Below are 13537 nucleotides of genomic sequence, written 5' to 3'. Positions count from 1 at the left end.
CGCCGCAACACCGGTGGTTCCATCCTGGCGGTGCGACAAAATGTCGGGAAATTTGAAACGTCGGTGACGCTAGCGTGTCAGCTTCTTGTAGCTCAACGCGTGCGGCCGGTCCGCGGCATCACCTAGCCGACGCCGCTTGTCCTCCTCATAAGCTTCGAAATTGCCTTCGAACCACTCGACATGGCTGTCTCCCTCGAACGCCAGGATGTGCGTCGCCAACCGGTCGAGAAAGAAGCGATCATGGCTGATGACCACGGCACAGCCGGCGAAGCTCTCCAGCGCCTCTTCGAGCGCTCGCAGTGTTTCCACATCGAGATCGTTGGTCGGCTCATCGAGCAGCAGCACATTGCCGCCCTTCACGAGCATCTTCGCCATGTGCACGCGGTTGCGCTCACCGCCCGATAGCTGCCCCACCTTCTTCTGCTGGTCGGCGCCCTTGAAGTTGAAGGCACCGACATAGGCGCGCGTCAGCACCTCGTTCTTGCCGAAGTAGAATTTCTCGTTGCCGCCCGAAATCTCTTCCCAGACGTTCTTGTTCGGCGCCAGCGCATCGCGGCTCTGGTCGACATACGCGAGCTTCACCGTGTCACCCACACGGATGCTGCCCTCGTCGGGCTGCTCCTGGCCGGTGATGATGCGGAACAGCGTCGTCTTGCCCGCCCCGTTCGGCCCGATGATGCCGACGATCCCGCCCGGCGGCAGGCTGAAGGTCAAATTCTCGAACAGCAGCTTGTCACCATAGGATTTGGTCAACCCCTGCGCTTCGATCACGGTGTTGCCGAGCCGCTCGGGGATCTGGATGAGGATCTGTGCGCTGCCCAGCCGGCGGTTGGCCTGCTTCTCCACCAGCTCATCGAACGCCTTGATACGCGCCTTGCTCTTGGTTTGCCGCGCCTTGGCGCTTGAGCGGATCCACTGCAGTTCCTGGGTGATCGCCTTCTGCCGGCTCTCGTCCTCGCGGTCCTCCTGCGCCAGCCGCTTCGACTTGGCTTCGAGCCAATCCGAATAATTGCCCTCGAACGGGATGGCGCGGCCGCGGTCGAGCTCGAGCACCCACTTCACCACATTGTCGAGGAAGTAGCGATCATGGGTGACGAGGATTGCCATCCCCTTGTATTCCTTCAGATGGTTCTCCAACCACGATACGCTTTCGGCATCGAGATGGTTGGTCGGCTCATCGAGCAGCAGGATATCGGGCTTTTCCAGCAGCAGCTTGCACAGCGCCACGCGGCGCTTCTCACCACCCGAAAGGCTCTCCACCCCCGATTCCCCCGGCGGGCAGCGCAGCGCGTCCATGGCGATCTCGAGCTGGTTGTCGAGCGTCCAGCCATCGACCGCGTCGATCTTCTCCTGCAGGTCGCCCATTTCCTCCATCAGCTTGTCGAAATCGGTGTCGTCCTGCGGGTCCGCCATCTCTGCCGAAATCGCGTTGAAGCGGGTCATCATGTCCGCCACCGGGCGCACCCCGTCCATCACATTGCCGCGCACGTCCTTGGTCGGGTCGAGCTGCGGCTCCTGCGGCAGATACCCCACCGTGATTCCCTCGGCCGCCCAGGCCTCGCCGATGAACTCCTTGTCGAGCCCGGCGATCACCTTCATCAGCGTCGACTTGCCGGCGCCATTGGGCCCGATGATGGCGATCTTGGCGCCGGGCAGGAAGCTGAGCGTGATGTCCTTGAACGCCGGCTTGGAGGCGCCGGGGTAGGTCTTGGAAAGACCCTTCATCACATAGGCATATTGATAGGCCACTGGGGGGCTCCGATACGAAAGACAGGCTGCGCGTGCGGCTTTAGCAGCGCCGGCGACGGCTTTCAAATGGCGAGCGCGTGATCGGGTAAAGACTGGTCTGACTTCTGCCCCTGCAGACCCTTTTTCCGGCACGATTTCGCCCGCACCGATGCAGGGAGCTTGAAAGACCAGTCCTGCCGGCATTTGGCCCTCAGCCCACCGCCCCCGCCTGCAGCAGCGCCGCGATCTCCGCCTCGCCCAACCCCAGCCCCGCCAGCACCGCGCGGGTGTCCGCCCCCGGCTTCGGCAGCGTCGCGGGGCCACCGGTGCGCGCGCCATCGACGGCGATCGGCAGCACCGGAAGCATCGTGCTGCGGCCGTCCGCCAGCACCACCGGTGCGAGCCCGCCGCCCGCCAACAGATGCGGATCGTCGAAAAGCTCCTCCGGCTTGCCGATCGGCGCAAACGGCAGCCCCGAGCCGTCGAGCCGCGCCATCAGCTCGGCCTTGCTGAAGCGCTTGAGCTCGGCCTGAATGCGCGGCAGCAGCGTCGGCCGTGCCGCCACCCGTGCATTGTTGGCGCGCAGGCCCGCGTCGGCCCAGAGATCGTCGAGCCCGAATAGCGCGCAGAATTTCGCCCAGAGCGCATCGGTGACGACGCCGACGAAAAGCTGTTCGCCGTCGGCAGTCTCGAACACATCATAGATCGCCCAGGCCGAAACGCGCGCCGGCATCGGGGCGGCGGGCACGCCGGTCACGGCCATCTGCGCCATATGCTGGCCCATCAGATAGGCGGTCGTCTCGAACAGCCCCGCCTGGATCGTAGCGCCCTCACCCGTCCGGTGCCGGCGTTCGAGCGCTGCGATCACTCCGATGGCGCCGAACATGCCGCCGGTCACATCGATCACGCTGGCGCCGGCGCGAAGCGGCCGCCCCGGCGGCCCGGTCATGTACGCCAGCCCGCCCATCATCTGCGCCACCTCGTCGAGGGCAGTGCGGTTCTCATAAGGGCCGGGCAGAAAGCCCTTTTCGCTGCAGTATATCAGCCGCGGATTTTCAGCCCGCAGGCTCCCGGCGCCAAGCCCCAGCCGGTCCATGGCACCGGGCCGGAAATTCTCGATCACCACATCGGCCGAGACCGCAAGTCGCCGCGCAACACCCAGGCCATCGGGTGATTTCAGGTCGATGCAGATGCTCGCCTTGCCGCGGTTGTACATCGGGAAATAGCCCGCCCCCGAGCCCATGAGCCGCCGCGTGGCATCGCCGCCGATCGCCTCGACCTTCACCACCTCGGCACCCAGTTCGGCGAGGATCGCCCCCACCGTCGGCCCCATCACCATATGCGTGAACTCGGCGACCCTGATCCCCGCCAGCAATGCCTCACCCATCCCCGGTCCTTCCCAAAGCCTGTTGCCTCCGGCATATGTCCGGACAAATCGAGGAGCAAGCCATGCCCGCCATTCTCGTCTCGGAAGTCGGCCCGCGCGATGGACTCCAGTCGATCGACCCCATTCTCCCCCTGTCGGTCAAAACCGCCTGGATCGATGCGCTGGTGGCGGCCGGCGTCCGCGAGATCGAGGTCGGCAGCTTCGTGCCCGCAAAGCTGCTGCCGCAACTGGCGGATACCGCCGCCGTCGTCGCGCACGCCCTCAAGCATTCCGGCCTCACCGTGGCGGTGCTGGTGCCCAACGCACGTGGGGCGGAAGCCGCCCTCGCTGCAGGCGCCCACAAGCTCACCCTGCCGCTTTCGGCCTCGGAAACCCACAGCCTCAGGAATTTGCGCCGCACCCATGCCCAGGTGCTCGAAGACGCCGCAGCGATCGCCACCCTTTGCAAATCAGCCGCTTACGACGTGCATTTCGAAGGCAGCGTCAGCACCGCCTTCGGCTGCACCCTCGAAGGCGTGGTCACCGAGCGAAAAGTCGTCGAGCTCGCCGAAGCCCTGATGGCCGCGGGCGTCGACGAAGTCGGGCTTTCGGACACCACCGGCTACGCCAACCCCGCGCAGGTCAAGTCGGTCGTCCGCGCCGTCCATGCCGCGATCGGAACGCAGCATCTCACCGGCCTTCACCTCCACAACACCCGCGGCCTCGGGCTGGCGAATGTGCTCGCCGGGCTCGACGTCGGCATCACCACCTTCGATGCCTCGCTGGCCGGCCTCGGCGGCTGCCCCTTCGCACCCGGCGCTTCGGGCAACATCGTCACCGAAGACCTGGTGTTCATGCTCGAAGCCATGGGCCTCGATACCGGCATCGACCTGCCCAGGCTGCTCGACGTGCGCAAGATCCTCGCAGCGGCATTGCCCGACGAACCGCTCTATGGCTTCACCCCCGACGCCGGCCTGCCGCTCGGCTTCGCAGTTGCGCGCGGCTGATCGACCTGTCACTGTAGCAGTCGCTACAATGACAGGAGACGCCCGATGACGCTGTTTCGCCTGTTCCTGATCGGTTTCCTCGCCGTGCTCGTCGCCTATACCGCCATGGTCATCGGCAACCACGGGCTGAACCTTCTGCCTGTCTTCTTCGGGGACATGGCAAGCCTCGCCTGGCCAGGCCAGTTCAATCTCGATTTCTTCGGCTATCTGCTGCTGTCGGCGATTTGGGTCGCATGGCGCCACCATTTCACCCCCGCCGGCCTCGGCCTGGCGGCGCTCGCCTCGGTCGGCGGCATGCTCTTTCTGAGCATTTATCTGTTGATCGTCAGCGCCCAGGCAAGGGGCGATATCCGCGCCATCCTGCTCGGCGCCCGGCGGGCACGGCCATAGCCGCGCCCGCCAAAGCCATCAGGCCGAGAAGTTGCGCCCGGCAAAGCCCCAGTCGAGGTGATCCTTCACCACCGCCTGCACATGGTCCGGCCGGCGGTTCTGCCAATCGACATAATAGGCATGTTCCCAAACATCGACGGTGAGCAACGGCTTCATGCCCTTGGTGAACGGCACATCGGCATTGCTCGTGCTCATCACCTTGAGCTTGCCGCCGTCGGAGACAAGCCAGCCCCAGCCCGAGCCGAACTGCGCGATCGTCGTCTTGGCAAGTTCCGCCTTGAGGGCATCGACCGACCCGAAATCACGGTTGATCGCTTCCAGAAGGCGCCCACCCGGCGCCGTCTTCTCGGGCGTCAGGCTGTTCCAGTAGAAATTATGGTTCCAGGCCTGGCCTGCATTGTTGAACAACGACTTGCGCGCATCGTCATCGGCGGTGGCGAGGATGATCTCCTCGAGGCTTGCATCGGCAAGCGGCGTATCTTTCACCAACCCGGCGAGCGTGTTGAAATAGCCGGCATGATGCTTGCCGTAATGCAACTCGATCGTCTTCGCCGAGATCACCGGCTCGAGCGCGCTGTCCTTCCACGGCAACGGCGGCTGCTTCAGCCCCGATCGCCCGATGCTCGCGGCCTGCAACGGCGCTGCATTTGCCGAGCCGCTCATGACCGCCGCTCCTGCCACGACGGCGCCGGCCCCGAGACCAGTCTTGAGAAAGTTGCGGCGCGCTTCATCGGCGGCCTCCACACGGTCGTTCATGGTATTCTCCCTTTGGAATCAATGGCGTCGTCATAACAGGCCGATCCTTCATCTGTCCCCTGTGCCAGATAGACCCAGGGGCGTTGCTGGCGATCAAACGCCTGGAAGGCCCGGATTGCATCGGCCTGCACCAGCGTGAGATCGATGGCATCGAGCCCGCCAAGCAACATCGCCTTGGCTTCCCCATCAATCGAAAAACCGAACGAAAGTTCCCCCGCTACGAGCGTCTGCGCCGGCAGATCGACCGTCACAGCCCCCACCCCCGCCAGCGCCTGCACCGCCGCGCGCGGCAGCACGCACGGCAGCAGCCCGCCGCGCACCGCATTGCCGGCAAAGATCGGCGAGAAGCTGGGGGCGATCACGCAGCGAATGCCCCATTCCACCAGCGCCCACACCGCATGCTCGCGGCTCGATCCGCAGCCGAAATTGTCCCCCGCCAGCAAGATCGCGGCCTGCGCAAAGTCGGGCCGGTTGAGCACGAACCCCGGATCGGGCTCGCGCCCCTCCCGGTATCGCCGCCCCGCAAACAGCCCGTCCGCCAGCCCGGTCTTGCCGGTCGATTTCATCTCGCGTGAAGGGATGATGATGTCGGTATCGATATTGTCCTCGATCATCGGCGCCGCCACGCCGGTGAGCGTCACGAAGGGCGTGCTCATGCGTCCTCCGGCAACGCGATCACCCCGGCAATCGCACTCGCCGCCACCACCGCCGGGCTGGCGATATGCGTCCGCGTTCCCTTCCCCTGCCGGCTCTCGAAATTGCGATTGGTCGAGGAGATCACCCGCTCCCCCGCCCCGAAACTCTCGCCGCCGGCAAAGAAGCACATCGAGCAGCCACTTTCCCGCCACTCGAACCCGGCATCGGTGAAAACCCGGTCGAGCCCCTCGGCCTCCGCCGCGCGCTTCACCGCACTCGATCCCGGCACCACCAGCGCCCGCACCCCCGCCGCCACCCGCAGCCCGCGCACCACCTCCGCCGCGGCGCGCAAGTCGCTCAGCCGCGCATTGGTGCAACTGCCGATGAAGGCGCCGTCGATCTTCAGCCCCAGCAGCCCCTGCCCCGCCACCAGCCCCATATACGCAAGCGCCTTCTCCGCACTCCCCGGCACCACCTCGCCCGCCGGCGCCGATTGCGCCGGCGACGTGCCCCAGCTGATCATTGGCCGGATCGCCCCCGCATCCATCACGATCTCGCGGTCGAACACGGCGTCCGCATCGCTCACCAGCCCGCGCCACGCCGCCACCGCGCGCTCCCAATCGGCACCGTTCGGCGCAAATCGCCGGCCCTTCAGCCAGTCGAGTGTCACATCATCGGGCGCAATCACCGCGCTGAACGCCGCAAACTCGGTTGCCATGTTGCACAGCGTCATCCGCGCTTCCATGCCGAGCGCCGTCACCGCCCCCCCGGCAAATTCGATCGCGAACCCCTGGCCGCCGGCCGCCCCATGCGCCGCGATCAGCGCCAGCGCCATGTCCTTCGCCGTCACCCCGGCCGCCAGCACCCCCTCGAAGCGCACCCGCATGCTCTGCGGCTTCGACACCCGCAGCGTGCTCGTCGCCAGCGCGTGCTCCGCCTCGGTCGAGCCGATCCCCCAGGCCAGCGCCCCCACCGCCCCTTGCGTGCACGTATGGCTGTCGGGCGCAACCAGCGTCAGCCCCGGCAGCACGATCCCCAGCTCCGGCGACACGACATGCATGATCCCCTGGTCCGGGTCCCCCACATCGAACACCCTTATCCCCGCCGCCTTCGCCGCTGCGCGCGTTTCAGTGATGAACGCCTGCCCCCCCGGCACCAGCGTCGCATCCCGCCCCGCTTGTCCCCGCCCCGGCCGCGTGTCGACAATATGGTCCATCGCCACAAACGCCCGGCCGGCGTCCCACACCGACCTTCCCGCCGCCGCAAGGCTCCCCAACGCGGCCGCCCCGGTGCGCTCGTGCAAGAACACCCGGTCGATATGCACGATGCTCGCCCCGCCGGCGGTCACCGCAATCTCGTGGCTCCCCCACAGCTTGTCGAACAGCGACGGCATCAGCGCCTCATCTTGCCATTTCCCCCGCCAGCGTCCGCAGCGCCGGCGCCAGCGCGTCCACCTCGGCGATTGTGCTGAACAAGGACGGCGTGATCCGCACACACGCCCCGTCCGCCAGCCCGGCGCGGTGCACCGACATGATGTTGAACCGCTCGAGCAGCGCATCGGTGATCGCGATATTGTCCGCCGTCGACGTCCGCCCCTTGATCCGGAAGCTCGTCGAAGCACCGTGCAGCCGCGGGTCATCGGGCAGCAGCACCTCCACGCCATCCACGCCACGAACCGGCTTCACCCAGCGGTTGCGCAGATATTGCAGCCGCTTGAGCTTGGTCGGCACGGTGATCCGCGCCTGGAAGTCGAACGCCGCCGGCACCGTCAGCAGCGGTGCAAAATCGAAAGTGCCAAGGTGCAGCCGCGATTGCGCATCGCTGTCATCGGCCTCGGGCTCATCGCGCGCCGGCGCAATCTCCGGAATCGCACTCGCCCGGATCCACAGGGCCGCCACGCCCAGCGGCGCCCCCACCCATTTGTGGAAATTAAGCCCCACGAAATCCGCCCCGAAATCGGGCAGCTTGAAGTCGACATGCGCAAAGCTCTGGGCGGCATCGACGATCACCTGCACGCCCCGCGCCCGCGCAAAGGCGGTGATCGCCGCCACCGGCAGCACCAGCCCGTTGCGGTGGACCATGTGCGTCAGCAGCAGCAGTTTCAGCTTCGGGGTGCGCGCAATCGCATCGGTATAAAAGGCAATCAGCCCATCATGCGTCAGGTCGCGCGGTGCGGCGAGCTTCACTGCCTCCGCCCGCCGCTCGCGCGCCAGGCTCACCATCGCCCCTTGCGCCGATTCATAATCGAGGTCCGAATACATCACCCGGTCCCCCGCCCCCACATCGCGGAACTGGCCGATAAGCGCCGAAAGCGCCTCGGCGGCATTGCGTGCCACGCCGATCTCGCTTGGGCGCACCCCCAGCTCCACCGCCATCCGCTCACGCGCCGCCGCCCGGTCCTTCTGCATCGCGCGCCGCGCATAGACGCTGTTCTCGGCGTTCAGCCGGTCGAGCATCGCGCGGTGCACCTCGATCACCGGCGTCGCCATGCTCCCCCAATAGCCGTTCTCGAGCTGGATCACCTTGCGGCTGACCGGATACAGCGCCGCCAGCCGCGCCCAGCCGGCCTCGTCATCGGCCGCCAGCCCCACAAAGCTCGTCTGCGCCGCCGCCCGCGTCGCCGCACCCGCCACCGCCATGCCCGCTGCACCTGTCGCCACACTCGTCAAAGCCATACGCCGCGTCACTTCCATCGTCCCGCCCCCAATAGCTCTGGTCGGGCGCGAGTTTCCGCGCCACAGTCCCACCATGCTGACCACCCGCCCCATCCGCAAGCTGCTCGTCGCCAACCGGTCGGAGATCGCCATCCGCGTCTTCCGCGCCGCCACCGAGCTCGGCATCCGCACCGTCGCCATCTTCGCCGCGGAGGACAAGCTGGGCCTTCACCGCTTCAAGGCCGACGAAGCCTATCAGCTCCCGCCCTCAACCGGCCCCATCGCCGCCTATCTCGCCATCCCCGCGATCATCGACATCGCCTGCAAGGCGGGTGTCGATGCCATCCACCCCGGCTATGGCTTCCTCTCCGAAAGCCCCGATTTCGCCGAGGCCTGTGCTGCGGCCGGCATCATCTTCATCGGCCCCGAGCCGGAAACGATGCGCGCCCTCGGCGACAAGGTCTCCGCCCGACAGCTCGCCATCGCCGCCGATGTCCCCGTCATTCCCGCCTCCGATCCGCTGCCCCTGGAGCCCAACGCCATCAAGGCCATCGCCGCCGGCATCGGCTATCCGCTCATGCTCAAGGCCAGCTGGGGCGGCGGCGGCCGCGGCATGCGCCCCATCGAGTCCGAAGACGAGCTGATCGACGCCGTGAGTGCGGGCAGGCGCGAATCCAAGGCCGCCTTCGGCCGCGACGAAGTCTATCTCGAGCGCCTCATCCGCAAGGCCCGCCATGTCGAGGTGCAGCTGCTCGGGGACGCCCATGGCAACCTTGTCCATCTCTTCGAGCGCGATTGTTCGATCCAGCGCCGCAACCAGAAGGTCATCGAGCGCGCTCCCGCGCCTTATGTGTCGGACGATCTGCGCCGGCAACTCTGCGACGCCGCCCTCAAGATCGGCAATGCCACCAGCTACCGGGGGGCGGGCACCGTCGAATTCCTGCTCGATGAAACGACAGGCAGCTTCCACTTCATCGAGGTCAACCCGCGCATCCAGGTCGAGCACACCGTCACCGAGGAAGTCACCGGCCTCGATATCATCAAGGCGCAGATCCGGATCGCCGAAGGCGGCCGGCTGGGCCATCTCGACGAAACCGGCATCCCCGCACAGGAACACATCCGCCTCAACGGCAACGCGCTGCAATGCCGGATCACCACCGAAGACCCCGAGAACAACTTCATCCCCGATTATGGCCGCATCACTGCCTATCGCGGTGCCTTCGGCCACGGCGTGCGCATCGATGGCGGCACCGCCTATTCGGGCGCCGTCGTCACCCGCCACTACGACCCGTTGCTCGAAAAGATCACCTGCTGGGCCCCCACCTCGGACGAGGTGATCGCCCGCATGGTGCGATCCTTGCGCGAATATCGCATCCGCGGCGTCGCCACCAACCTCGCCTTTCTCGAAAACCTGCTCACCCACCCCGATTTCGCCGCCAACCGCTACACGACGAAGTTCATCGACCAGCACCCCGAGCTGATGGCGACCAACACACGGCAGGACCGCGCCACGAAACTGCTGCGCTACTTGGCCGACGTCACCGTCAACGGCCACCCCGACGTCAAGGACCGCCCCCGCCCCGCCGCCGATGCACGGCGGCCGAACCTGCTCGCTACCGGCCCCATCCCCGATGGCAGCCGCCAGCGGTTGGAGCGCGAGGGCGCCGCCGGGCTGATGGCGTGGCTCCGCACCCAGCCCAACGTCCAGCTCACCGACACCAGCCTGCGCGATGCGCACCAGTCGCTTCTCGCCACGCGGATGCGCACCCACGACATGCTGGCCCCCGCCGCCTTCGCCGCCAGCCATCTGGGCGGGCTGTGGAGCCTCGAATGCTGGGGCGGCGCCACCTTCGATGTGGCAATGCGCTTCCTCGCTGAAGACCCATGGGAGCGCCTCCACGCCATCCGCGCCCGCGCCCCCAACCTCCTCACCCAGATGCTGCTGCGCGGCGCCAATGGCGTGGGCTACACCAACTATCCCGACAATGTCGTGCAGGCGTTCATCAAGCAGGCCGCCACCGGCGTCGACATCTTCCGCATCTTCGATTGCCTCAACTGGGTGGAGAACATGCGCGTCGCCATCGATGCCGTGGTCGAAACCGGCAAGGTGGCGCAGGGTGCGCTCTGCTACACCGGGGACATCCTCGATCCCGCCCGCGCCAAATACAGCCTCGATTATTACGTCCGGCTGGCGAAGGAGCTCGAAGCCGCCGGCTGCCACATGCTCGCGATCAAGGACATGGCGGGGCTGTTGAAGCCCCCCGCCGCCCGCGTCCTCATCCGCGCGCTCCGCGAAGCCACCGATCTTCCCATTGCGCTGCACACCCATGACACCTCGGGTGCCGCCGCCGCCACGCTCATCGCCGCGATCGAGGAAGGCATCGATGTCGTCGATGCCGCGATCGACGCCATGTCGGGCACCACCTCGCAGCCGTGCCTCGGTGCCATCGTCCAGGCCGTCGCCAACACTCCCATGGCCACCGGCCTTGATGCCGCCGCCATCCGAGCCTTGAGCGTCCATATGGAGGCCGTGCGCGGGCAATATCTGGCCTTCGAGAGCGACCTTCGCTCGGGCGCGTCCGAAGTCTATCTCCACGAAATGCCCGGCGGCCAGTTCACCAACCTGAAGGAGCAGGCCCGCAGCCTCGGGCTCGAAACCCGCTGGCACGAAGTCGCCACCGCCTATGCCCAGGCCAATGCGCTGTTCGGCGATATCGTCAAGGTCACCCCCTCCTCCAAGGTGGTCGGCGACATGGCGCTGATGATGGTGACGCAGGACCTCACCCCCGAAGCGGTGCTCGATCCGGCTCGCGATATCGCCTTTCCGGCTTCGGTGGTGGAGATGCTGCGCGGCGATCTCGGCCAGCCCCCCGGCGGCTGGCCTGCAGCGCTGCAGAAGCGCGTGCTCGGCGATGTGAAGCCCATCACCGTGCGCCCCGCCAGCCTGCTCGCGCCGGTCGATCTTGCCGCCGAGCGCGCCGAAGTCGAAAGCCGCCTTGGCCAGCCGCTGTCGGACGAGGGCTTCGCCAGCCACCTCATGTACGCCAAGGTTTTTGCCGCCTTCGTCGAATCCGAGCGCCAGTTCGGCCCGGTGAGCACCCTGCCCACGCCCGCCTATTTCTACGGCCTCGCCCCCGGCGAAGAGCTTGCCGTCGAGATCGAGCAAGGCAAGACGCTCGTCATCCGCCTGCAGGCGATCGGCGACATCGAGGAGGATGGCCGCGTGCGGCTGTTCTTCGAACTGAACGGCCAGCCGCGGATCATCGTCGTGGCCAACAGGCGGGCGTCCGCCGGGCTCGACCAGCGCCGCGTCGCCGATCCCGCCAACGAGAGCCACATCGCTGCTCCCATGCCCGGCGTCGTCGCCATGCTCGCTGTCCAGCCCGGGCAGAAGGTGGCGGCCGGCGATTTGCTGCTCACCCTCGAAGCCATGAAGATGGAGACCAGCATCACCGCCCCCCGCGCCGGCACCATCACCGAGCTCGCCGTGCGCGCCGCCCAGGCCGTCGACGCCAAGGACCTGCTGCTGATCCTCGGGCCGGCCTAGGCCTCGTTCACCGAGAGCGCGCCCCGCCGCGCCACCTGCACCGCACCCCCCAGCGGCGCCGGCGCGGTCACCGGCCAGCGCGCCGCCACCAGCCTCTCCTTGCCCAGCCACGCCAGCGACACCCGGTCCCCCTGGTTGCCGCCCAGCACCCGAAACGCGCCATCATCCTCCCCGGCCTAAAAGCCGACATGCCCCGACCAGCCGCTGCGCGAGCCCCGCCAGAACACCAGCACAGCACCCGGCTGCGGGTCGCATTCCACCCCGAATCGGCTCCAGCGTCGCGCCACCAGCGGCGCTGCCGGCAGCTTCTCCTCCGGCAGCGCCACCCGCAGGCAATGCGCCACGAACAGGCCGCACCAAGGCGTCGAGTCGCCGCCATACGCCAGCCCCAGTGCGCGCGCCCAACCCATGATCGCCGCCGCATTGCCCACCCCGGGCACCTCGCGCACCCCCAGCGCCGCGCGCGCTTCCACCATCCACGCCACTTCGCCCATGCCACCGCTCCCATCCCGAATGAGCGGCGATATAACCGATATGGTTATCTGTAGGACAGCGATATAATTTGGATGGTTCCCAGTTCCGTCATTCACCTTGCCGCACGCCAGCCACCATTCATCGTTTCGTCGTTGAACAGCAGCGCCGGGAGGTTCATCGCGCCGTCATCACCGGGTGAGTTGGTGGGATTTGCAGAGCGCGAAACCCCATTGGCACACCAAGTCGTCGCCGTCGCACCGATCGTCTGTTCCGCGTTTCCCGATCGTCTGCCCCGGCTGCGCCCCTGAAGAATGATGAATGACCCTGATTGCCCGTTCCGCCGCTGCTGCCGCCATCCTGGTCACGAGCGCCGCCGCCATGCTGTCGCTGTCGCAGACCGCGATGGCTGAGCCGAGCGCCATCCTGCCCACGCAGCTGCCGGAACTGACCGCCGAGATCCCGTCGGTGACCCTCGAAGACCCCCGGACGATCCCCGAAACAACGCCAGAAACACCCCCTCCGGCTCCCACGGAAACCGCCGCCGTCGACGCCACCGAGCTCGAATGCATGACCAAGGTGGTGCACCGTGAAGCCGGCAACCAGCCCCGCGCCGGCATGCTGGCAGTCGCCCATGTCGTGCTCAACCGCATCCGTTCGGGCCGCTTCCCCTCCAAGGTCTGCGACGTCGCCAACCAACCCGGCCAGTTCTTCAAGCTCGCTACCTACAATCCCCGCCGCGACACCCCGATGTGGACCAAGGCCCAGGACGTCGCCCGCGCAGCCCTCACCGGCGAAGCCGAAGACACCAGCAAGGGTGCCATGTTCTTCCATGCCACTTACGTCCGTCCGGACAGCTTCTTCCGCACCCGCGAGCGCCTCGTCCAGCTGCAGGATCATATCTTCTACCGCTGACCTGTCGGCGAACATTAAGGTTTCGATAACCCGTCCCATGTTAGCGTCCGAGTCGCAGTGTTCGGAG

At 66.9% G+C, this 13537-nt stretch carries 13 protein-coding genes; 5 read left to right on the top strand and 8 right to left on the bottom strand.

Annotated features, from left to right (window positions below):
• Positions 1–69: 69 nt before the first annotated feature.
• Complete coding sequence (gene ettA, locus FHS79_RS10765; RefSeq protein ID WP_184199538.1) at positions 70–1749, bottom strand: energy-dependent translational throttle protein EttA; 1680 nt, start codon at positions 1747–1749, stop codon at positions 70–72.
• Positions 1750–1939: 190 nt separating this feature from the next.
• Entirely contained in the window at positions 1940–3115 is a 1176-nt protein-coding gene (locus FHS79_RS10760; protein ID WP_184199535.1) for a CaiB/BaiF CoA transferase family protein, read from the bottom strand.
• Positions 3116–3177: 62 nt separating this feature from the next.
• Between FHS79_RS10760 and FHS79_RS10755 the strand changes: the two genes are divergently transcribed.
• Together FHS79_RS10755 and FHS79_RS10750 are read left to right on the top strand one after the other, a co-directional pair.
• Positions 3178–4101 carry a hydroxymethylglutaryl-CoA lyase gene (locus tag FHS79_RS10755; protein ID WP_184199532.1) on the top strand — a complete coding sequence of 308 codons (924 nt, stop codon included), beginning with the start codon at positions 3178–3180 and terminating at the stop codon, positions 4099–4101.
• A gap of 45 nt (positions 4102–4146) precedes the next feature.
• Positions 4147–4491, top strand: a complete 345-nt coding sequence (locus tag FHS79_RS10750) for a hypothetical protein (RefSeq protein WP_184199529.1) — start codon at positions 4147–4149, stop codon at positions 4489–4491.
• Positions 4492–4509: 18 nt separating this feature from the next.
• Here the strand turns inward: FHS79_RS10750 and FHS79_RS10745 are convergent, their stop codons facing one another.
• Genes FHS79_RS10745 through FHS79_RS10730 form a run of 4 tightly spaced genes read right to left on the bottom strand, consistent with a single transcriptional unit; the run spans position 4510 to position 8576 of the window.
• On the bottom strand, positions 4510–5247 hold the full coding sequence (locus FHS79_RS10745; protein ID WP_184199526.1) for a superoxide dismutase: 738 nt from the start codon (positions 5245–5247) through the stop codon (positions 4510–4512).
• The gene (gene leuD / locus FHS79_RS10740) at positions 5244–5903 is read right to left on the bottom strand and encodes a 3-isopropylmalate dehydratase small subunit (RefSeq protein ID WP_184199523.1); all 660 of its coding nucleotides are present in this window, start codon (positions 5901–5903) and stop codon (positions 5244–5246) included. Before leuD ends, FHS79_RS10745 begins: the two co-directional genes overlap by 4 nt.
• Entirely contained in the window at positions 5900–7276 is a 1377-nt protein-coding gene (locus tag FHS79_RS10735; protein ID WP_184199520.1) for a 3-isopropylmalate dehydratase large subunit, read from the bottom strand. Before FHS79_RS10735 ends, leuD begins: the two co-directional genes overlap by 4 nt.
• Positions 7277–7283: 7 nt before the next feature.
• Positions 7284–8576, bottom strand: a complete 1293-nt coding sequence (locus tag FHS79_RS10730; protein ID WP_184199517.1) for an aminotransferase class V-fold PLP-dependent enzyme — start codon at positions 8574–8576, stop codon at positions 7284–7286.
• Between the two features lie 55 nt (positions 8577–8631).
• Here FHS79_RS10730 and FHS79_RS10725 point away from each other — a divergent pair, with 55 nt between their 5' ends.
• The gene (locus FHS79_RS10725; protein ID WP_184199514.1) at positions 8632–12084 is read left to right on the top strand and encodes a pyruvate carboxylase; all 3453 of its coding nucleotides are present in this window, start codon (positions 8632–8634) and stop codon (positions 12082–12084) included.
• Here the strand turns inward: FHS79_RS10725 and FHS79_RS10720 are convergent.
• Entirely contained in the window at positions 12081–12233 is a 153-nt protein-coding gene (locus tag FHS79_RS10720; protein WP_184199512.1) for a hypothetical protein, read from the bottom strand. The genes FHS79_RS10725 and FHS79_RS10720 overlap by 4 nt on opposite strands.
• A 27-nt stretch (positions 12234–12260) precedes the next feature.
• Positions 12261–12578 (bottom strand): C40 family peptidase, encoded by a 318-nt coding sequence (locus FHS79_RS10715; RefSeq protein ID WP_184199510.1) that lies wholly within the window; start codon positions 12576–12578, stop codon positions 12261–12263.
• Positions 12579–12710: 132 nt separating this feature from the next.
• On the opposite strand from FHS79_RS10715, the gene FHS79_RS10710 reads away from it, so the two are divergent.
• Positions 12711–12866 (top strand): hypothetical protein, encoded by a 156-nt coding sequence (locus FHS79_RS10710; protein ID WP_184199508.1) that lies wholly within the window; start codon positions 12711–12713, stop codon positions 12864–12866.
• A gap of 10 nt (positions 12867–12876) precedes the next feature.
• Entirely contained in the window at positions 12877–13470 is a 594-nt protein-coding gene (locus tag FHS79_RS10705; RefSeq protein WP_184199506.1) for a cell wall hydrolase, read from the top strand.
• Positions 13471–13537: the final 67 nt, after the last annotated feature.

The organism is Polymorphobacter multimanifer, assembly GCF_014205635.1.
GTDB lineage: Bacteria > Pseudomonadota > Alphaproteobacteria > Sphingomonadales > Sphingomonadaceae > Sandarakinorhabdus > Sandarakinorhabdus multimanifer.
Note: the sequence above shows the minus strand (reverse complement) of the source record. Positions and strands in the feature narration are given on the sequence as shown.

Excerpts from the sequence above, each read along its gene's own strand:
- FHS79_RS10725 (WP_184199514.1), top strand. The coding sequence starts at position 8,632 with ATGCTGACCACCCGCCCCATCCGCAAGCTGCTCGTCGCCAACCGGTCG.
- FHS79_RS10755 (WP_184199532.1), top strand. The coding sequence starts at position 3,178 with ATGCCCGCCATTCTCGTCTCGGAAGTCGGCCCGCGCGATGGACTCCAG.
- FHS79_RS10760 (WP_184199535.1), bottom strand. The coding sequence starts at position 3,115 with ATGGGTGAGGCATTGCTGGCGGGGATCAGGGTCGCCGAGTTCACGCAT.
- leuD (WP_184199523.1), bottom strand. The coding sequence starts at position 5,903 with ATGAGCACGCCCTTCGTGACGCTCACCGGCGTGGCGGCGCCGATGATC.
- FHS79_RS10705 (WP_184199506.1), top strand. The coding sequence starts at position 12,877 with ATGACCCTGATTGCCCGTTCCGCCGCTGCTGCCGCCATCCTGGTCACG.
- FHS79_RS10730 (WP_184199517.1), bottom strand. The coding sequence starts at position 8,576 with ATGGAAGTGACGCGGCGTATGGCTTTGACGAGTGTGGCGACAGGTGCA.
- FHS79_RS10750 (WP_184199529.1), top strand. The coding sequence starts at position 4,147 with ATGACGCTGTTTCGCCTGTTCCTGATCGGTTTCCTCGCCGTGCTCGTC.
- FHS79_RS10745 (WP_184199526.1), bottom strand. The coding sequence starts at position 5,247 with ATGAACGACCGTGTGGAGGCCGCCGATGAAGCGCGCCGCAACTTTCTC.
- FHS79_RS10715 (WP_184199510.1), bottom strand. The coding sequence starts at position 12,578 with ATGGGCGAAGTGGCGTGGATGGTGGAAGCGCGCGCGGCGCTGGGGGTG.
- FHS79_RS10735 (WP_184199520.1), bottom strand. The coding sequence starts at position 7,276 with ATGCCGTCGCTGTTCGACAAGCTGTGGGGGAGCCACGAGATTGCGGTG.